Raw genomic sequence first — 18,201 nt, 5'->3', positions numbered from 1 at the left:
CTGACGAGGACCTCAACCATGCCCTACGAATACAAGCTCATGCCCTCCCCCGTCGGCCAACTCACCCTGGTGGCGCGCAATGGCAAGCTAAGCGCCATCCTCTGGGAGACAGAACGCGCCAACCGCGTGCGGCTGGGGGAGTTGCACGAGGCCAACCAGAATCCGGTGCTGCTGGAGACCGAGCGCCAGTTGCAGGAGTACTTCGCCGGCACGCGCAGCACCTTCGAGCTGGAACTGGATTTCAACGGCACCGCGTTCCAAAAGCAGGTCTGGCAGGCGTTGCTCACCATTCCTTTCGGCGAAACCCGCAGTTACAGCCAGATCGCCCGGCAGATCGGCAACCCCAAAGCCGTGCGCGCCGTCGGCGCTGCGAATGGGCGAAACCCGATTTCGATCGTTGCCCCATGCCATCGGGTCATTGGTGCGGCGGGCAGCCTGACCGGATTTGCCGGTGGACTGGAAGCCAAACACTACTTGCTCACGCTGGAAGGCACCGGCCAGGCCCAATTGGCGTTCTAGGATTACGCGACAAAATCGTACACATGTGTTCAGGCGCGCAATTGTAAAAAGAAATTTCAGCGAGCCACTGCGGTCCATCATTTCATCGCCATCTCAATAAGGAACCCGGTCATGAAATTCTCCGCAGTCTCGCAATCCCTGTCTCGCTGGGCTGGCAGCCCGCGCACGTTCTACGCAGCGGTGGCGTTGATCTTGGCATGGAGCCTGAGCGGGCCGTACTTTCACTACAACGACACCTGGCAACTGATCATCAACACTTCGACCACGATCATCACCTTCCTGATGGTGTTCCTGATCCAAAACACACAAAACCGCGACAACGACATCCTGCATATCAAGATCGACGAGTTGCTGCGTGTGTCCAAGGATGCGCAGAACGCCGTACTCAGCCTGGACGGCCTGGACCGCAAAGAGCTGGAAAAACTGCGCCAGGAATACCGCAGCATTGGCAATACCGGCACCGTCAACCTGAACAGCAGTTGCGGCCACGCCGCCGACGACGCGGCGCCCGCCAAAACCGATCTGAACCAGGCATAAAAAAAAGGCGGTTGGAGAAGATCCAGCCGCCGTTTTTCAATTCAGGTAACGGCTTCAACCGTCGCCTTGATGACCTTTACCGTAGGTGGACGCCAAGGCTCGGGCCTTCTGCAGGCGCTCCTCCAATTTGGGCAGTGTCTCATCCACCAACGCTTTTATTTCCGGCACATCCGACGCAGCGCCTTCCTTCTTGAACAGCGCGATGGCGTCTTCGTTTTCCTTCACCTGCTGCGCGGTGTAAGCGGCATCGAACGAGTCACCGTCCTTGAGTTCGGGCATCAGGGTTTCAGCTTTGTCGACGATTTTTTCGCGGGGCGCCACGGGCAGGTCAAGCTTCTTGGCGATGGCCGCCAAGTGCTGGTTGGCCAAGGTGCGCTCGTTGATCACCTCGATGGTGTAGTCCTTGATTTCCTGGGACGAGGTTTTCGCGTGTGCCATGCGGCTGGTCTCGATATCGGCCATGCCTTTGGCAGAAGCCTGCTCGATGAATTCAGCAGGCGACTGGGCGAAAGCATTGCTGGCGCCGAGGCCCAGCAGCATCGCGAAACTGGCGGTGCGTAACCGGATAGCCATGCGGCTCATGATGGGTTCCTCCAGGGCAAAAATAAGTACGGGGAACACGCCCCGCCCTGAATTCGAATTTTCAGGGCGGTAAAGGTTTAGAAAAAACTCGCCGGTGCGACGAACGGTCGTCGGCGCATCAAGCGGATTTGCTGGCAAACAGGCCCGGTAACGCATGGGCCAGGGCATTGATGGCGAAGCCGATAAACATCACGCCACAGAGCCTGGTGATGAGGATTTCATGGCGCTGATACACCGTGCGTACGCGCTGGGCGCCGACCACGCCGATCAGGATTGCGTAGGCCAACATACCACCGACGAAGCTCAGGAAGATCAACGCCGGCAGCATCGACCAGGTCAGCAATTCGGCACGACTGGACAGCAACGCCGTAAACGTCGCCACCGCGACTGGATACGCCTTGGGGTTGGTCAAGCCGAACACAATGCCGTGCCAGAACGGATGCCGCGCGGCGCCCTGAGGGGCATCACTGCTGCGACGCTGGGTACGGATGGCCCGCCAGCCAAGCCAGAACAGATACAGGCCACTGAGCACGCCGAGCACATCGAACGCGCTGCTGCCGACTTCCCGGGCGCCCACAATCGCGACCAACGCCGTACTGCACCACAGCACATCGCCGAGCAAGTGCCCGCAAAGAAACCCCGCCCCGGCACGACGGCCGCGGGCGGCGCCGATGCCAAACACTGCCAAGACTCCGGGGCCAGGCGTAATACCGTAGATAAAACCCGACGCGAGGACGGCGAGCAGCAGGGATAGGGTCATGGGCGTGACTCAAACAAAGCGTGGGAAGGTGGAGCGATTCTGCACGTTCCTACGCTAAGGGTAAAACCTCATTCCCGAATAGGGTTTGTCGCGGCAAGCCAACAGACGCGAAGCCAGGTCGCCGACATGGGCTTCGAGCTTATGACCGTCGGGATCAAGGAAATAGAACGAGGCGCCTTCGCTTCGGTTATCGCGCCACTCCTGCACCTCGGCGGCGCGCAGACGCGAGACCAGCGCAGCGAACTCACTCGTTCCGACGGTGAACGCATAGTGGGTGTAATCGGCACCTGGCTTCGACTCGCGTAGCGGATCAAGCGACAGGCATAGCCATAGACCCGGCAATGACAAATAGGCGCCGCTGTCCCAAGTGGCGTCGAGCTTGAGCTGCAACAGCTCATGGTAAAAAGTGACGCTACGACTCAAGTCGTTGATGGCCAGGGTCAAGTGATTGAAGCCTGAGAGCATGTCTTTTTCCTGTTATCTGCGGCCTTCGGACAACATACCCTGCACCTGCCCAATCAACCACTGCAACCCAGAATCCCCTCCCCGTCGCGCATGCCACGCCAGCTCGAAGGCAAACGAGGGAATATGAAATGGCGGCGCCACGGCGACCAGATGCTGGTGATCAATATTCAGCAAGCCTCGCGACGATACGGTCAGGATCAAGTCCGTGCCCTCAATCAACTGCGGCGCCACACCCCAGTGCGGCAGGCTGATCGCCACATGCCGCCGCTGACGAATCGCCGTCAGCGCTCGTTCGATTTCCGGGGTGCCGCTGCCGCGCATTTCCAGCAGCACATGGGGGCGCGAGAGGTAGGTGGGCAGGTCGAGAGAGCCGTCCTGCGGCAGGCTGCTACGGTCCACCAGACAGGTGTAATGCTCGTCGAACAAGGGCGTAGTACGCAGTTCAGCAGGCATATCGGGGAACACGCCAGCGGCCAGGTCAAGGTCGCCATTGAGCACGCCGTCAACCATGCCTTCGCGGCTGGTCTGGATGATTTGCAGGTCGACGCCCGGTGCTTCACGGCGCAGTACACGAACCAACCTCGGTAAGAAAATCGCCGCGCTGTAGTCCGACATCGCCACACGAAAACGACGCTTCGCCGATGCCGGATCAAAGCGATTAGGCGCCAGTAGCGCCTGCACCTGCGCCAACGCTTCGGCCAGCGGGGCCGCCAATTCCAATGCGCGGGCGGTGGGCACCAGCGTGCCGCCCTGACGCACCAGCAACGGATCACCCAGCACATCCCGCAACCGCGCCAACGCATGGCTGACCGCCGGCTGGCTCAGGTGCACGCGCTCGGCGGCGCGGGTGACGTGTTGCTCACTGAGCAAGGCGTCGAGGATCACCAACAGGTTGAGGTCAATACGGCGCAGATCATTCATCAGCTGCATATCCAGCATAAGAATTTGGAATTTAAATTTGATCGACGAATGACCTAGAGTCCAGCAAAACCTCTGGGAGATCCAACATGACAACGTTGCAGTGGGCAGGTTTATTGGCGCTAGCGGTAATCGCCGGGGCGGTGGTGCCGTTTCAGAGTGCCATCAATGCCAACCTTGGGCGCGGGCTCGGCCACCCGCTGTGGGCCACCCTGGCGTCACTGCTGGTGAGCATGATGGTGTTGCTGCCGGTGATCGTGGCGCTGCGTCTGCCGCTGCCCAGCCTCACGTTTATCGTCAAGGCGCCGCTGTGGATGTGGGCCGGAGGCGCGTTTGGTGTGTGCTTTATCGCGCTGGCGTTGATGCTGCTGCCCAAGCTGGGTGCGTCGGGGTTTATCGCCCTGGCGTTGGCGGGACAGATGCTTGCATCACTGCTGCTCGATCACTTTGGGTTGTTCGGTCTGGTGGAGCGTCAACTGACAACGCCACGGGTGCTTGGGGCATTGTTGTTGATGGGAGGTGTGGCGCTCATTCAGTTTGGCAACACGTCCGCACGTGCACTGGCAACAGCGAGCTGATCAGCGTTTGGCATCGTTTTCAGTGATGTCATCCGGTGCGCAAGGCAACTCACCGTTGCGCGCGGCCACAGCATCAGCAGCGCTCAGCCGCCAGGCGATTGATCTCGCCCTGCTCCACCACCGGTTGCGGCGCGCCATGGCGCACCGCTTGCAACATGGCTCGGCCGACAGTTTCCGTACTCACCACCCAGCCCGGCTTAACCCGACGCACCAACGAAAGCACTGGCCCGAGCACGGAGTAAAACGCTTGATACAGCGGCGTCTTAGAGCGCACACCGTGCAGCGGCTGAATGATCCCCGGCCGAAACAGGTACACCGCCTTGAACGGCAATCGCAGCAACGCGTTCTCGGTCTTGCCTTTGACCCGCGCCCACATCGAATGGCCCGCCTCGGAGCTGTCGGTACCAGCGCCGGACACGTAGATAAACGTCATCTGTGGATTGAGCCGCGCCAAGGTGCTGGCAGCTACGAGCGTCAGGTCATAGGTGAGATGGGTGTACGTGGTTTCATTCATGCCGGCCGACGACACGCCGAGGCAGAAGAAGCAGGCATCAAAGCCTTGCAGCAGGTTTTCCAGGGGTTGGAAATCCAGCATGTCGCTGTGCAATACCTGATGCAGCTTGCCGTGTTCCTGGGTCAGGGGCGTGCGGCCAACGGCGACGATTTCCTGGACATCGGCAGCCAACAGGCATTCACGCAGAACGCCTTGGCCAACCATGCCGGTGGCTCCGAATAACAGAACTCTCATAAGGTGACCTCAGCGGCAAGCCGCAAGCTTCATGCTCAAGTTGAATGCATCCAACCTGTAGCTTAACGCTTGCAGCTTGAGGCTGCCCCACTCAAAACGCGCTGCGAAAGATCTCCTCGATCTGACGCTGATCCGCGCGCCGTGGGTTGGTCAGGCCGCACGCATCCTTCAACGCATTGGTCGCCAGCAGCGGAATATCCTGCAACTTGGCACCCAGCTCACGCAGGCCCGCCGGAATTTCAACGTCCTGGGCCAGGCTACGAATGGCGGCGATGGCAGCTTGGGCGCCCTCTTCATCGGTGATGCCCTTGATGTCTGCCCCCAGCGCTCGGCCTACATCGCTCAAGCGTTTGGCGCTTACGCTGGCGTTGAAGCTTTGCACATGGGGCAGCAGCACCGCGTTGCACACGCCGTGGGGCAGGTCGTAGAACCCGCCCAGCTGGTGAGCCATGGCGTGCACAAAACCCAGGGACGCGTTGTTGAACGCCATGCCGGCGAGGAACTGCGCGTAAGCCATGTTTTCCCGCGCGACCTTGTCACTGCCATCACGGACGGCCAGGCGCAGGTTGGCGCTGATCAGTTCGATGGCCTTGATCGCGCAGGCGTCAGTGATCGGCGTGGCGGCGGTGGAGACATAGGCTTCGATGGCGTGAGTCAGGGCGTCCATGCCGGTGGCGGCGGTGAGCCCCTTAGGCATGCCAACCATCAGCGATGGGTCGTTGACCGACAGCAGTGGCGTGACGTTGCGGTCAACGATGGCCATTTTCACGTGACGGGTTTCGTCGGTGATGATGCAGAAGCGGGTCATCTCGCTGGCCGTGCCGGCAGTGGTGTTGATGGCTACCAGCGGCAGTTGCGGCTTGGCCGATTGGTCCACGCCTTCGTAGTCGCCGATATGCCCGCCGTTGGTGGCGCACAGGGCGATGCCCTTGGCGCAGTCATGGGGCGAGCCGCCGCCCAGCGACACCACAAAATCACACGCACTTTGCTGCAACAGCGCCAGACCTTTCTCGACGTTTTCCACATTGGGGTTGGGTTTGGCACCGTCATAGATCACCGAGTCGATGTCTTGCATCGCCAGTTTCTCGGCAATCATGCTGGCGACGCCCGCCTTGGCCAGACCGGCGTCGGTGACAATCAGCGCCTTGCGAAAACCGTAGTTGCGGATGGCGTTCATGGCTTCGTCGAGGCAGTCGGTGCCCATGATGTTGACGGCTGGGATGAAGAAGGTGCTACTCATGGCGAATCCTCGGATAACGTTTCTGCCTCTAGCATCGGCCTCAGTTGTCTGCGGCATCTTGATCAGGATCAACGTCAGCTCGTGATAAAGTCACCGCCCAGCCGATTTCGAGTAGCCCGCCGCAATGAAGGATTTCCAGGATATTGACGCCCACCTTGAAGACTGGAGTGCCCTGCGCAGCACCATCGACTTCACTGGGATTCTGATCGGCAACGGCGCGAGCCGTACGGTTTGGGAAGACTTTGCCTACGACTCGCTGTTCGAAAACGCCCGCACCGTCGAAGAAAAACCCCTCAGCCCATCCGAACTCAGTGTGTTCGACGCCCTGCAAACCCGCAGTTTCGAACAAGCACTGGGCGCGCTGAAAACCACCAGCCGGGTCAACAAGGCCCTGGCAGTCAGCTCGGCGGCGCCGCGTAATCGCTACTACGCGATCAAGGAAGCATTGATCAACACCATCCACGCCGTGCATATCCCGTGGCGCTTGGTGAAGCCATCGACACTGGCGACGATCAACGCGGAACTGGCCGGTTACTCCACCGTATTCACCAGCAACTATGACCTGCTCAACTATTGGGCGATCCTGCACACGCCGGGCATCGACGATCTGTTCCGCAGCGCCGACGCCAGCTTCGACCTGCGCAACACCCGCACCGACGCCACACGCATCCTGTACCTGCACGGCGGCTTGCACCTGGTGCGAAACCTCGACGGCACCGCACGCAAATTACCCACGACTGACAGCACCTTGCTCAGCAGCTTTGCCATCAACAACACGATCAAGACCCTGGACGATGTGCCGCTGTTTGTCAGCGAAGGCACCGTGCAGGAGAAGCTCAAGACCATCCGCAGTTCGGACTACCTGTCGTTCTGCTATGAGCAGTTGCTGACCTATGAAGGCGCGCTGTGCATCTTTGGGCACGGCCTGGGGCCTCAGGATCAGCACTTGGTGGCTGCCATTCGCCAAGCCAATTTGAGCACCCTGGCGATCTCGGTGTCGGGGCGCAGTGACGGGTTTATTCGCCAGCAGAAGCGGCGGTATTCGGAGTTATTTGACGGCAGCGGCGTGGAGCTGAAGTTTTTTGCGGCGCGCACGCATCCACTGGGTGATCCAGCACTCTCAGTACCTGTGGAACGCTGATCACGCCCGCCTTATCAAACTTAAATAAGTTACTGACTTTAAAGGCTTAAATACCAACCCTTAAGTCTAGAGTCCTGCATGAGTCATTTCAGTCGAGCGCCTTCTTGTCCCGCGTAGGGCTGCGCAGCAGCCCCAAAACCAGGCGCAGAGAAGCGGCGGATACACCGCATTCGTCTTCATCAGGGAGCGCTTCGCCCCTCAACGCGAGACAAGCCCGGCCCGTTGTCGGCCGATGCCTTTCGCGGGTTCTATGGCGGGGCTAGCGCGCCCGCCATGCAGACACCCCGGTGTGTCAGTGACCACGACATGATGCAATCGCAGGCAAGCCAGCGCCCACACAAGATCAACTGTACGGATAAATCCGTATCCAGCTGTAGGCCCGCGTTCGACGGGGGTTGTGGCTATATGGGCTTCCCTTGAAGCCCTCTAGATTTCGGTTGCCCCCATGAGCTCGCGCGAAAACACCGGCATGGCCCTCGGCCTGCTGGGCGTCATCATCTTCAGCCTGACCCTGCCCTTCACCCGTATCGTGGTGCAGGAAATCCACCCGTTGCTCAATGGCCTGGGCCGAGCGTTGTTCGCGGCGGTACCGGCGGCGGCGCTGTTGCTGTGGCGCCGTGAGCGCTGGCCGACCTGGCGCCAGGTGCGGGGTTTGTGCCTGGTGATCGCCGGGGTCATTCTCGGTTTCCCGGTGCTGTCGGCGTGGGCCATGCAAACCTTGCCGGCGTCCCATGGTGCGCTGGTCAACGGTCTGCAACCGCTTTGCGTGGCGCTGTATGCAGCATGGCTGTCCCATGAACGGCCGTCGAAAGCCTTCTGGGCCTGCGCCGCATTGGGCAGTGCGTTGGTATTGAGTTATGCGTTGATCACCGGCGCCGGAAGCATCCAGGCGGGGGATCTCTTGATGCTCGGCGCGATTGCCGTGGGCGGTTTGGGTTATGCCGAGGGCGGTCGATTGGCCAAGGAGATGGGCGGCTGGCAGGTGATCTGTTGGGCGCTGGTGCTGTCAACGCCGGTGCTGATCGGGCCGGTGTGGTACTTGGCGGCGCAGCATCAAGGTGCGATTTCCATGCGTACCTGGTGGGCGTTTGGGTATGTGTCGCTGTTCTCGCAGTTCCTGGGGTTCTTTGCCTGGTACGCCGGGTTGGCCATGGGCGGCATTGCGCGGGTCAGCCAGATCCAGCTGTTGCAGATCTTCTTCACCATCGCGTTTTCGGCGTTGTTCTTTGGGGAACATATCGAGCCAATTACATGGGTGTTTGCGTGCGGGGTGATTGTGACGGTAATGCTGGGGCGCAAGACGGCGGTGCAACCTGCGCCAGTCCCCAAGCCAAGTGCAGTCTAAATGTGGAAGGGGGCAAGCCCCCTTCCACATTTGAGCAGTGTTCAGGCCAGGTAGCCATCCGCGCGCAGCAGGGTTTCCAGGCAGTGTTCAGTGATGTGGTAGAACGCCTTGAGTTCCTGAATCTTCTCCAGCAACTGCGTATTGTCCACCGGCTCGTTACGCTTGACCGCGAGGATCATCTTGTTCTTGTTGGTGTGTTCCAACGAGATGAACTCGAACACTTTCGTCTCGTATCCACAGGCTTCGAGAAACAATGCCCGCAAACTGTCGGTAACCATTTCCGCCTGCTGGCCCAAGTGCAAACCGTATTGCAGCATCGGTTTGAGCAGCACCGGGCTCTGGATCTGCAAGCGGATCTGCTTATGGCAGCACGGCGAACACATGATGATCGACGCGCCGGAGCGGATACCGGTGTGGATCGCATAGTCGGTTGCGATATCGCAGGCATGCAGGGCGATCATCACGTCCAGCTCGCTCGGCGCCACGCTGCGTACGTCGCCGCATTTGAATACCAGACCCGGGTGTTCCAGGCGCGCAGCGGCGGTGTTGCACAGGATCACCATGTCTTCGCGCAATTCAACGCCGGTAACTTCGCCTTCGGCCTTGAGGGTGTTGCGCAGGTAGTCGTGGATCGCAAACGTGAGGTAGCCCTTGCCCGAACCAAAGTCGGCGACACGCACCGGTTGATCCAGCTTCAGCGGTGACGAGGTCAGCGCATGGCTGAACACTTCGATGAACTTGTTGATCTGCTTCCACTTGCGCGACATCGACGGGATCAGCGCCTGCTTGGAATCGGTCACGCCCAGGTCGGCGAGGAACGGCCGGCTCAGGTCGAGGAAGCGATTCTTCTCACGGTTATGCTCCGCCGAAGGTGCCTCGCGCAGTTGCTGTGGCTTGCTTTTGAACAGCGAGCTTTTGTTCTTCTTGCTGTATTCCAACTGGGCTTCGTCGGTCAGCGACAGCAAGTGCGCATTCTTGAACGACGCCGGCAGCAGCTCGGCAATCGCCGCCACGCCGTCGGCCAGCGGCAAGTTCTTGGTGATGTCACGGGTCTTGTAGCGGTAGACGAAGGACAGGCATGGCTGCTCCTTGACGGTCACCGCCTTGATGATCAGCCGCTGAAGCTCGGCTTCGTCACCGACGTACTTGGCCAGCACCAGCTTGATAAAGGCGTTCTGCGCAAGGCTTGTGCTCAACAGTTCGATGAACTGGGCGTGGTGATCCGGCGCAGGGCGGACAGGTTGAGCGGTGACGGACATGAACAAAAACGCCTCGGGCTGGGAATGCCGGGCATTTTAGGGGGGATAGTCCACCAGGGCACGGAGTTATTTGACCAGTGGTCACCGCAGACTCAAATGTGGGAGGGGGCTTGCCCCCGATAGCCGTGGATCAGTTTGAACATCGTTGACTGACACTCTGCAATCGGGGGCAAGCCCCCTCCCACATTTTCAGCCAGTGGTGGCGGGGCTATTCCAGTACGACCAGCCGGTTTGGCAGTTCATTGCGGGTCTGCGTTACCGGCACATGCACCTTCAGCAATTCACCGCATGCATCGATACACGCAATAAACCCAGCCAGCGTCTGCCCCTGTTTCACCTGCTGGGTAAACGCCCTGACGATCCCATCCCAATGACTGTCATCCAGGCGGCTGGAGATGCCATCGTCCACCAGAATTTCCACATAACGCTCCGCCTCGCTGACAAAAATCAGCACCCCGGTACTGCTCAGCGTGTGGTGCAGGTTCTGCTCCAGAAACTGCCGGCGCGCCAGGTTGGAAGCGCGCCAGTACCGCACGGAGCGCGGGATCAAGCGGGTCGTGACCTTGGGCAAGCGGAACACCAGGCACAACACGATGAACGTCGCCCATTGCGCCAGCAGCAAGGTGTACATGGTCAGGTAGCCGGACAGGTAATGCACCACACCCGGCACCACCAAGGCGATCAAGCTGGCCCACAACAAGGGGATGTAGGCGTAATCGTCGGCACGCGCGGCCAGCACGGTGACCAACTCGGCGTCGGTCTGTTGCTCGACCCGGGCAATTGCCTCAGCGACTTGGCGTTGCTCGTGTTCAGTCAGTAATGCCATGGTTGTACATGCTCTTTTCTAGTTATTGTCATCACCAGCCACCTGAAGCACCGCCGCCGCCGAAGCCGCCACCGCCGCCGCGAAAACCACCGCCGCCACCGCCTCCCCCGCCGCCGCCGCGTCCACTGCTGCTGAGAATCGCCAGCAGGATCGCGCCCACCGGCAGGCCCATGCGGTTACACAGCCACAACACGCCAATCAGCAGGATAACCAGGCCGATGGAAAACCCGGGATTATCCTTGGCAAAATTGGCATCCGCCACATGGGCCGGTACCGCCAATGGCTCACCGCCCACCACCTGGATCATCGCGGCCACCCCGTCGCTGATGCCCTGGCTGAAATTGCCGGTTTTGAATTTGGGGGTGATCACCTGGTTGATGATCACCCAGGACTGCGCATCGGTCAGCACGCCTTCCAGGCCGTAACCGACTTCGATGCGCAATTTGCGCTCATCGCGGGCGACGATCAACAGCGCGCCGTTGTCCTTGCCCTTCTGGCCAATGCCCCAGTGGCGCCCCAGTTGATAACCGAAGTCTTCAATAGGCACGCCTTGCAGGTCAGGCACGGTGACCACCACGATCTGGTCGCCGGCGGTTTGCTCCAGCGCCTGCAACTGCTGGGACAACTGCGCGCGCACCGCCGGGTCGATCATCTGGGCGTTATCGACCACCCGTCCGGTCAACTCCGGGAAGGTCAGCGCTGCCTGGGCCACGCCCACGCAGGCCAGCAGCCACAGCGCCAGCCCTATCCGTAATAAGCGCATCGGCTTACTTGAACTTCACTTGGGGTGCTTTATCGGCATCGGCACTGGTGGCTTCAAACGTTTGGCGGATCGGCAAGTCGCTGTACATCACGCTGTGCCACAGACGACCTGGGAAGGTGCGGATCTCGGTGTTGTAGGCCTGCACGGCCTGGATGAAATCACGACGGGCCACGGCGATACGGTTTTCGGTGCCTTCAAGCTGGGATTGCAGGGCCAGGAAGTTCTGGTTGGCCTTGAGGTCCGGGTAGCGCTCGGACACCACCATCAAGCGGCTAAGCGCGCCGCTCAAACCGTCCTGGGCTTGCTGGAACTGTTTGAGTTTCTCGGGATTGTCGAGGGTGCTGGCGTCGACCTGGATCGAGGTGGCCTTGGCCCGCGCTTCGATCACGGCGGTGAGGGTGTCTTGTTCATGGGCAGCGTAGCCTTTGACCACTTCCACCAGGTTAGGGATCAGGTCGGCGCGGCGTTGGTATTGGTTCTGCACCTGGCCCCACGCGGCTTTGGCCTGTTCGTCCAGGGTGGGGATAGTGTTGATGCCGCAACCGCTCAGCACCGTGCTGATCAATAGCAAAGCTGCGGCTTTGAAGCCCCAGCGGTAACCTTGTGCTGCTTGCATGGTGTCTCTCCTGAGCAATCTTGATGGAATTTGACGACTGACCCTATAAACCGCGCGCTTGGGGCATAATCCGCTCCCACTACTGGATTGCATCGAATCATTCAGCTAAAAAGATGCCCAGCGCAAATAAGAGTTCAGAAGTGTGGTGCATTTTCTGCAATAACACTCGAACAACAACATATGTTCCCCACATTTTGGCAGAACAGCGCATGTTTGCTGTGCAGTGAGCCGAAAAAGGATATTCATGAAGAAGCTGTGTTTGCTCGGCCTTGTTGCCACGCTGGCCACCCACCCCGTCTGGGCAGAAACAAAGCCTGCTGCGCTTAAAGACAAGGACGCCTTCGTCAGCGACCTGCTCAAGCAGATGACCCTCGATGAGAAGATCGGCCAATTGCGCCTGATCAGCATCGGCCCCGAAATGCCCCGCGAGCTGATCCGCAAGGAAATCGCCGCCGGCCGCATCGGTGGCACGTTCAACTCCATCACCCGCCCGGAAAACCGTCCGATGCAGGACGCGGCCATGCGCAGCCGCTTGAAGATCCCGATGTTCTTCGCCTATGACGTGATCCACGGCCACCGCACCATCTTCCCGATCAGCCTGGCCCTGGCCTCCAGCTGGGACATGGACGCCATCGGTCGCTCAGGGCGCATCGCCGCCCAGGAAGCCGCCGCCGACAGCCTCGACATCACCTTCGCGCCGATGGTCGACATCTCCCGCGACCCTCGCTGGGGCCGTACCTCCGAAGGTTTCGGCGAAGATACCTACCTGGTGTCGCGAATTGCCGAAGTCATGGTCCGGGCCTTCCAGGGCGCTAGCCCCGCAAATGCCGACAGCATCATGGCCAGCGTCAAGCACTTCGCCCTGTACGGCGCGGTGGAAGGCGGCCGCGACTACAACGTGGTCGATATGAGCCCGGTCAAGATGTACCAGGACTACCTCCCGCCATACCACGCGGCGATCAAGGCCGGCTCCGGCGGCGTGATGGTGGCGCTCAACTCGATCAACGGCGTGCCTGCCACTGCCAACACCTGGCTGATGAACGACCTGCTGCGCAAGGACTGGGGCTTCAAAGGCTTGGCCGTCAGCGACCATGGCGCGATCTTCGAACTGATCAAGCACGGCGTGGCCAAAGACGGGCGTGAAGCCGCGAAGCTCGCGATCAAGGCCGGCATCGACATGAGCATGAACGACTCGCTGTACGGCAAGGAATTGCCTGGGCTGCTCAAGTCCGGTGAGATCGAACAGAGCGACATCGACAACGCCGTGCGCGAAGTGCTCGGCGCCAAGTACGACATGGGCCTGTTCAAGGACCCGTACCTGCGCATCGGCAAGGCCGAGGATGACCCGGCAGACACCTATGCCGACAGCCGCCTGCACCGCGCCGAGGCCCGCGATATCGCGCGCCGCAGCCTGGTATTGCTGAAAAACCAGAACAACACCCTGCCACTGAAAAAATCCGCGACCATCGCGCTCGTGGGCCCACTGGCCAAGGCGCCGATCGACATGATGGGCAGCTGGGCCGCTGCCGGTAAGCCGGAACAATCGGTGACCCTGCTCGACGGTTTGAATGCAGTCATCGGCGAGAAAGGCAAGATCATCTACGCCCGTGGCGCCAACATCACCAACGACAAGGCGGTGGTGGACTACCTCAACTTCCTCAACTTCGATGCCCCGGAAGTAGTGGATGACAAGCGCGCACCGCAGGTGCTGATCGATGAGGCCGTCAAAGCGGCCAAGGATGCCGACGTGATCGTCGCGGCCGTGGGTGAGTCCCGTGGCATGTCCCACGAATCGTCGAGCCGCACCGACCTGAACATCCCGCAAAGCCAGCGCGACCTGATCAAGGCGCTTAAGGCCACCGGCAAGCCGCTGGTGCTGGTGCTGATGAACGGCCGCCCGCTGTCGATCCTGGAAGAGAACCAACAGGCCGACGCGATCCTGGAAACCTGGTTCGCTGGCACCGAAGGCGGCAACGCCATCGCCGACGTGCTGTTCGGTGACTACAACCCGTCGGGCAAGCTGCCGATTACGTTCCCACGCTCCGTGGGCCAGATTCCGACCTACTACAACCACCTGACCATCGGCCGGCCGTTTACCCCAGGCAAACCGGGCAACTACACCTCGCAGTACTTCGATGACACCACCGGGCCGCTGTTCCCGTTTGGTTATGGCCTGAGCTACACCACGTTCAGCCTGTCGGATATGGCGCTGTCGTCCACCACCCTGAACAAGACCGGCAAGCTCGACGCCAGCGTCACGGTGCAGAACACCGGCAAGGTCGACGGCGAAACCGTGGTGCAGATGTATATCCAGGACGTCGCGGGTTCGATGATCCGTCCGATCAAAGAACTGAAGAACTTCCAGAAAATCATGCTCAAGGCTGGTGAAGAGCGCACCTTGCACTTCACCATCACCGAGGAAGACTTGAAGTTCTACAACACCCAGCTCAAGTACGCGGCGGAACCCGGCGAGTTCAATGTGCAGATCGGCCTGGACTCCCGGGATGTGCAGCAGCAGACGTTCGAACTGCTCTAACGCCTGACGCGCTCAAACAATATGGGAGGGGGCTTGCCCCCGATTGCGGTGTACCAGCCAGCAGATCTGGAGCTGAGTCATCGCTATCGGGGCAAGCCCTCTCCCACATTTGATCTCAGTGTTCTTGCTAGCCGCGTCGGTCCAGCACGTTCACCACCAACCGATCAATCCACCCCCACACCCGCTGCTTCACCCGCCGCCACAACGGTCGCGCCTTCCACGCCTCCAGGCTCACCGCCTGACTCTGGGCAAAATCCCGTTCGAAACTGCCTTCCACCGCCAGCGTCAATTCCGGGTCCAACGCTTCAAGGTTGGCTTCCAGGTTGAAGCGCAGATTCCAGTGGTCGAAGTTGCACGAGCCGATGCTGACCCAATCGTCCACCAGCACCATTTTCAGGTGCAAAAAGCACGGCTGGTATTCAAAAATCTGCACGCCCGAGCGTAATAAGCGTGGGTAATAGCGATGCCCGGCGTAACGCACCGACGGGTGATCGGTACGCGGGCCGGTGAGCAGCAAACGCACATCCACCCCACGCCCTGCCGCCCGGCGCAAGGCACGGCGCACGCCCCATGTGGGCAAGAAATACGGCGTGGCCAGCCAGATTCGTGTCTTGCTGCTGTTGAGCGCGCGGATCAGCGATTGCAGGATGTCGCGGTGCTGACGGGCGTCCGCATACGCGACGCGGCCCAGTCCCGGGCCGGTCGCTGGTACTTTGGGCAGGCGCGGCAAACCGAAATGGGTGGCCGGTTTCCACTCACGGCGCGCCACGTTGGCGTGCCATTGGCGGTCGAACAGCGCCTGCCAATCCAGCACCAGCGGGCCGCTGATCTGCACCATCACTTCGTGCCATTCGGCGGTGTCTTCGCCCGGCGTCCAGAATTCATCGGTGACGCCTGTGCCGCCAACCACGGCGATATTCTGGTCGATAAGCAGCAGCTTGCGGTGGTCGCGGTACAGGTTGCGCATCCAACGGCGCCAGCTCAGGCGATTGTAGAAACGCAGCACCACACCGGCATCGGTCAAACGCTTACGCAGTCCCAGGGTGAACGCGAGACTGCCGTAGTCGTCGAACAGGCAACGCACCAGCACGCCACGTTCGGCGGCGAGCACCAGCGCCTGCACCAGCGCTTCGGCGCACGCGCCCGCCTCCACCAAGTACAACTCAAGATCCACCTGGCGCTCAGCGCGGGCAATGCCCACGAGCATTTGTGGAAAGAAATTCGGTCCGTCGATCAACAACTCGAAACGGTTGGCGCTGCGCCACGGGAACACCGCGCCGCTCACGTCAGCGCGCCGTAAAAATCAGCACCGCACCCACCGGCACCGACAAGCTGATCGACTTGAGCCCCGCCGCTTCACGCAATGCCGCCACACCCGGTGCCAGGTCGAAGTCCTCGGCGTGCAACACCACAGGTTCCAGGGTCACCACCTGGAAACGCCGGTCATCCAGGCGCGTGGCCAGGAGTTCTGCGCTGTAGGTCTGGGTTTTGCCGTGCAAGGTGACGTTCAGCGGCAGGCGCAATTCCAGTTGCGCGCCGGGGGCCAGGTCATTGATCGGTTGCAGGTTGATCTGTGCACTGATCAGCGCATCAGGAAAAGTCTTGATCTCGAAAAGCTGATTGCGCATGCGCTCGTCACGCAGCGGGATGCTGCTGTTGACCGACTCCAGCTCCACTTCCAATTGCGCCGCGCCCTTGCTGTCGACCTTACCGTGCAGCACCAGGAAGCGATGGACTTCAGCGATCTCGGTGTTTTTGGTGGTGACGAACGACAGGCGCGAGGACTCGTTGTCCAGGTACCAATCGGCGTGGGCGGGTACGGCGGCAGCGACCAGCAGGGCAAAGGCCAGGGGTTTGATAACAGACGCGTTGAACATTAAGGACTCGTGGGGAAAAAACCTGAACGAACCTTAAGCGCAATGTCACAAGCGGCGCAAATCCAATGTGGAAGCGAGACGGGTCAAGGACTCAGGCGACAGCCCTGGCGGTCGCCGAACCAGCGTGCACGGTGCGTACGCCCCAACCCGCTCGCCGTCACTTCACTGCGCTCCGGGTTATCACTGAACGCACTGGTGGGCACGTACTGCTTCACATATCCCCGACAATAATCGGCTGGATTGTTCGCCACATACCGGCACGAGCAATACTCCTTGGCGGTATACGCCGCAATGATGTCGGGGAAGGCTTGCAGGTTAACGCGCTCGTGCCAGATCCAACCCAGCAGGGCCAGGACCAACAGTAAAAAGACACTGGTAAACGGCCGACGACGGATCATGGTTGCACCGCCGCGAGCACGCGTTTGAGCAGTTCGTTGTGGCGGTAGCTGCCGTCGCGATCGTCGCCGTAACGCACGATCACCAGGTGTTCGGTGGGCATCACGTACAGCGCCTGGCCCCAATGGCCGAGGGCGGCAAAGGTGTCGGCGGGGGCGTCGGGCCAGGGTCGCGGGGTGCCCTGGTTCAGCCACCAATGACCGCCAGGGACGGCTTCGTCCTGGCCGGCCTTGTAGTTGGCGAAGGGCTGGCGGTTGAAAGCCACCCAGTCTTCAGGCAGCAATTGTTGCTCGCCCCAGCGACCGTCCCGCGCCATCAGCAAACCGACGCGGGCCAAATCGCGCGCAGTCAGGTAGGCATAGGACGAGGCGACGAAGGTTTCATCGGCATCGGTTTCCCACGTGGCGTTGCGAATGCCCAGCGGCTTGAACAGCGCATCCCACGGGTAACTCATATAAGCCTTGTGACCCAGCATGCCTTTGAGCGCGGCGGACAAAATATTGCTGTCGCCGCTGGAATAGCGGAAGACCTGGCCCGGTGCACTGAAAGATTCGGTATTGGCGGCGAACTCAGCCATATCGGCACGGCCACGGGTATAGAGCATCGCCACCACCGAGGATTTCAGCGGGGCGTATTCGTAGTCTTCCTGCCAGTCCAGGCCCGAGGCCCAGTGCAGCAGGTCGGCCATGGTCACCGTGGGATGTTGCTTCATCGGCGGGTAGAAGCGCGCCACCGGGTCAGTCAGTTTGAAGCGATTATCGCCATAGGCGACGCCCAGAACGGTGGCCATCAGGCTCTTGCTGATAGACCAGGTCAGATGCGGCGTGTCGGCGGTGGTGGGCGCAGCGTAGCGTTCATAGATGATCTGGCCGTCGCGGATTACCAGCAGCGCATCGGTGCGAACGCCTTGGCGAGTGGCATCGTCACGCGGCGGGAACGCGTAGGCATCCAGTGCTTGGATGGCGGGCCCGGCGAGCGGCGTGCCCTTGGCCCAGTCCTTGTCGGGCCAGGTGTCGGCGCGGGCGGTAACGGTGGCAAACAGCAGGGCAACGCACAGCAGGCCTCTGACCATGGACACAGACTCAAGGGGGCATT

The 18,201-nt window shown here is 60.7% G+C and carries 20 protein-coding genes; 6 read left to right on the top strand and 14 right to left on the bottom strand.

The annotated features are described in order from the left end of the window. Positions 1-18: 18 nt before the first annotated feature. Positions 19-519, top strand: a complete 501-nt coding sequence (locus ACEN2T_RS26675; RefSeq protein WP_032888503.1) for a methylated-DNA--[protein]-cysteine S-methyltransferase — start codon at positions 19-21, stop codon at positions 517-519. Positions 520-630: 111 nt separating this feature from the next. Beyond that, positions 631-1,056, top strand: coding sequence for a low affinity iron permease family protein (locus ACEN2T_RS26670; protein WP_032888502.1), 426 nt, complete (start codon positions 631-633; stop codon positions 1,054-1,056). Between the two features lie 54 nt (positions 1,057-1,110). On the opposite strand, the gene ACEN2T_RS26665 is transcribed toward ACEN2T_RS26670, so the two are convergent. From ACEN2T_RS26665 to ACEN2T_RS26650, 4 genes are all read right to left on the bottom strand, one after another. Then, complete coding sequence (locus ACEN2T_RS26665) at positions 1,111-1,638, bottom strand: DUF4142 domain-containing protein (RefSeq protein ID WP_005785958.1); 528 nt, start codon at positions 1,636-1,638, stop codon at positions 1,111-1,113. Positions 1,639-1,756: 118 nt separating this feature from the next. Continuing rightward, entirely contained in the window at positions 1,757-2,398 is a 642-nt protein-coding gene (locus ACEN2T_RS26660; RefSeq protein ID WP_181639635.1) for a LysE family translocator, read from the bottom strand. A gap of 54 nt (positions 2,399-2,452) precedes the next feature. Then, positions 2,453-2,863, bottom strand: coding sequence for a fosfomycin resistance glutathione transferase (gene fos / locus ACEN2T_RS26655; protein ID WP_442117815.1), 411 nt, complete (start codon positions 2,861-2,863; stop codon positions 2,453-2,455). A gap of 12 nt (positions 2,864-2,875) precedes the next feature. Further along, positions 2,876-3,793, bottom strand: a complete 918-nt coding sequence (locus ACEN2T_RS26650) for a LysR family transcriptional regulator (RefSeq protein ID WP_442117814.1) — start codon at positions 3,791-3,793, stop codon at positions 2,876-2,878. 77 nt (positions 3,794-3,870) lie between these two features. Here ACEN2T_RS26650 and ACEN2T_RS26645 point away from each other — a divergent pair, with 77 nt between their 5' ends. Then, positions 3,871-4,359: a DMT family transporter gene (locus ACEN2T_RS26645; RefSeq protein WP_095184055.1), complete on the top strand. Its 489-nt coding sequence runs from the start codon at positions 3,871-3,873 to the stop codon at positions 4,357-4,359. 73 nt (positions 4,360-4,432) lie between these two features. Here the strand turns inward: ACEN2T_RS26645 and ACEN2T_RS26640 are convergent, their stop codons facing one another. Next, positions 4,433-5,107 carry an NAD(P)H-binding protein gene (locus ACEN2T_RS26640; RefSeq protein WP_032888492.1) on the bottom strand — a complete coding sequence of 225 codons (675 nt, stop codon included), beginning with the start codon at positions 5,105-5,107 and terminating at the stop codon, positions 4,433-4,435. Positions 5,108-5,198: 91 nt separating this feature from the next. Then, positions 5,199-6,347, bottom strand: a complete 1,149-nt coding sequence (gene yiaY / locus ACEN2T_RS26635; protein WP_095184053.1) for an L-threonine dehydrogenase — start codon at positions 6,345-6,347, stop codon at positions 5,199-5,201. A 124-nt stretch (positions 6,348-6,471) separates the two neighbouring features. On the opposite strand from yiaY, the gene ACEN2T_RS26630 reads away from it, so the two are divergent. Both ACEN2T_RS26630 and ACEN2T_RS26625 read left to right on the top strand, forming a co-directional pair. After that, a complete protein-coding gene (locus ACEN2T_RS26630) occupies positions 6,472-7,488 on the top strand; it encodes a DUF4917 family protein (RefSeq protein ID WP_442117813.1) in 1,017 nt (338 codons plus the stop codon). A gap of 445 nt (positions 7,489-7,933) precedes the next feature. Next, the gene (locus ACEN2T_RS26625; RefSeq protein WP_032888485.1) at positions 7,934-8,833 is read left to right on the top strand and encodes a DMT family transporter; all 900 of its coding nucleotides are present in this window, start codon (positions 7,934-7,936) and stop codon (positions 8,831-8,833) included. Positions 8,834-8,874: 41 nt separating this feature from the next. Here ACEN2T_RS26625 and ACEN2T_RS26620 read toward each other — a convergent pair whose 3' ends face one another. The 4 genes from ACEN2T_RS26620 to ACEN2T_RS26605 all read right to left on the bottom strand — a co-directional run bounded on the left by ACEN2T_RS26620 (position 8,875) and on the right by ACEN2T_RS26605 (position 12,297). Further along, positions 8,875-10,092, bottom strand: a complete 1,218-nt coding sequence (locus tag ACEN2T_RS26620) for a class I SAM-dependent methyltransferase (protein WP_442117812.1) — start codon at positions 10,090-10,092, stop codon at positions 8,875-8,877. Between the two features lie 208 nt (positions 10,093-10,300). Then, complete coding sequence (locus tag ACEN2T_RS26615) at positions 10,301-10,918, bottom strand: TPM domain-containing protein (RefSeq protein ID WP_442117811.1); 618 nt, start codon at positions 10,916-10,918, stop codon at positions 10,301-10,303. 31 nt (positions 10,919-10,949) lie between these two features. Further along, positions 10,950-11,681, bottom strand: coding sequence for a TPM domain-containing protein (locus tag ACEN2T_RS26610; protein ID WP_095184050.1), 732 nt, complete (start codon positions 11,679-11,681; stop codon positions 10,950-10,952). A 4-nt stretch (positions 11,682-11,685) separates the two neighbouring features. Then, complete coding sequence (locus ACEN2T_RS26605; RefSeq protein ID WP_032888315.1) at positions 11,686-12,297, bottom strand: LemA family protein; 612 nt, start codon at positions 12,295-12,297, stop codon at positions 11,686-11,688. A gap of 244 nt (positions 12,298-12,541) precedes the next feature. On the opposite strand from ACEN2T_RS26605, the gene bglX reads away from it, so the two are divergent. Further along, positions 12,542-14,833, top strand: a complete 2,292-nt coding sequence (gene bglX, locus ACEN2T_RS26600; RefSeq protein WP_095184048.1) for a beta-glucosidase BglX — start codon at positions 12,542-12,544, stop codon at positions 14,831-14,833. A gap of 127 nt (positions 14,834-14,960) precedes the next feature. On the opposite strand, the gene ACEN2T_RS26595 is transcribed toward bglX, so the two are convergent. From ACEN2T_RS26595 to ACEN2T_RS26580, 4 genes are all read right to left on the bottom strand, one after another. Next, positions 14,961-16,118 carry a phospholipase D-like domain-containing protein gene (locus ACEN2T_RS26595; protein WP_032888320.1) on the bottom strand — a complete coding sequence of 386 codons (1,158 nt, stop codon included), beginning with the start codon at positions 16,116-16,118 and terminating at the stop codon, positions 14,961-14,963. Position 16,119: 1 nt separating this feature from the next. After that, a complete protein-coding gene (locus ACEN2T_RS26590; protein ID WP_032888323.1) occupies positions 16,120-16,710 on the bottom strand; it encodes a YceI family protein in 591 nt (196 codons plus the stop codon). An 83-nt stretch (positions 16,711-16,793) separates the two neighbouring features. Then, entirely contained in the window at positions 16,794-17,108 is a 315-nt protein-coding gene (locus ACEN2T_RS26585; RefSeq protein WP_099601350.1) for an amidase, read from the bottom strand. Then, complete coding sequence (locus ACEN2T_RS26580) at positions 17,105-18,178, bottom strand: serine hydrolase domain-containing protein (RefSeq protein ID WP_442117810.1); 1,074 nt, start codon at positions 18,176-18,178, stop codon at positions 17,105-17,107. Before ACEN2T_RS26580 ends, ACEN2T_RS26585 begins: the two co-directional genes overlap by 4 nt. Positions 18,179-18,201: the final 23 nt, after the last annotated feature.

The organism is Pseudomonas sp. W22_MBD1_FP4 (assembly GCF_052113765.1).
Classification (GTDB): Bacteria; Pseudomonadota; Gammaproteobacteria; order Pseudomonadales; family Pseudomonadaceae; genus Aquipseudomonas; species Aquipseudomonas sivasensis.
This window is presented reverse-complemented; position numbering and strand designations above follow the sequence as displayed.

Bases quoted from the DNA above. Each gene is read 5' to 3' on its own strand.
- yiaY (WP_095184053.1), bottom strand. From the start codon at position 6,347: ATGAGTAGCACCTTCTTCATCCCAGCCGTCAACATCATGGGCACCGAC.
- ACEN2T_RS26610 (WP_095184050.1), bottom strand. From the start codon at position 11,681: ATGCGCTTATTACGGATAGGGCTGGCGCTGTGGCTGCTGGCCTGCGTG.
- ACEN2T_RS26630 (WP_442117813.1), top strand. From the start codon at position 6,472: ATGAAGGATTTCCAGGATATTGACGCCCACCTTGAAGACTGGAGTGCC.
- ACEN2T_RS26675 (WP_032888503.1), top strand. From the start codon at position 19: ATGCCCTACGAATACAAGCTCATGCCCTCCCCCGTCGGCCAACTCACC.
- ACEN2T_RS26640 (WP_032888492.1), bottom strand. From the start codon at position 5,107: ATGAGAGTTCTGTTATTCGGAGCCACCGGCATGGTTGGCCAAGGCGTT.
- ACEN2T_RS26580 (WP_442117810.1), bottom strand. From the start codon at position 18,178: ATGGTCAGAGGCCTGCTGTGCGTTGCCCTGCTGTTTGCCACCGTTACC.
- ACEN2T_RS26625 (WP_032888485.1), top strand. From the start codon at position 7,934: ATGAGCTCGCGCGAAAACACCGGCATGGCCCTCGGCCTGCTGGGCGTC.
- ACEN2T_RS26585 (WP_099601350.1), bottom strand. From the start codon at position 17,108: ATGATCCGTCGTCGGCCGTTTACCAGTGTCTTTTTACTGTTGGTCCTG.
- ACEN2T_RS26645 (WP_095184055.1), top strand. From the start codon at position 3,871: ATGACAACGTTGCAGTGGGCAGGTTTATTGGCGCTAGCGGTAATCGCC.
- ACEN2T_RS26590 (WP_032888323.1), bottom strand. From the start codon at position 16,710: ATGTTCAACGCGTCTGTTATCAAACCCCTGGCCTTTGCCCTGCTGGTC.
- fos (WP_442117815.1), bottom strand. From the start codon at position 2,863: ATGCTCTCAGGCTTCAATCACTTGACCCTGGCCATCAACGACTTGAGT.
- ACEN2T_RS26615 (WP_442117811.1), bottom strand. From the start codon at position 10,918: ATGGCATTACTGACTGAACACGAGCAACGCCAAGTCGCTGAGGCAATT.
- ACEN2T_RS26650 (WP_442117814.1), bottom strand. From the start codon at position 3,793: ATGCAGCTGATGAATGATCTGCGCCGTATTGACCTCAACCTGTTGGTG.
- bglX (WP_095184048.1), top strand. From the start codon at position 12,542: ATGAAGAAGCTGTGTTTGCTCGGCCTTGTTGCCACGCTGGCCACCCAC.
- ACEN2T_RS26665 (WP_005785958.1), bottom strand. From the start codon at position 1,638: ATGAGCCGCATGGCTATCCGGTTACGCACCGCCAGTTTCGCGATGCTG.
- ACEN2T_RS26620 (WP_442117812.1), bottom strand. From the start codon at position 10,092: ATGTCCGTCACCGCTCAACCTGTCCGCCCTGCGCCGGATCACCACGCC.
- ACEN2T_RS26605 (WP_032888315.1), bottom strand. From the start codon at position 12,297: ATGCAAGCAGCACAAGGTTACCGCTGGGGCTTCAAAGCCGCAGCTTTG.
- ACEN2T_RS26670 (WP_032888502.1), top strand. From the start codon at position 631: ATGAAATTCTCCGCAGTCTCGCAATCCCTGTCTCGCTGGGCTGGCAGC.
- ACEN2T_RS26660 (WP_181639635.1), bottom strand. From the start codon at position 2,398: ATGACCCTATCCCTGCTGCTCGCCGTCCTCGCGTCGGGTTTTATCTAC.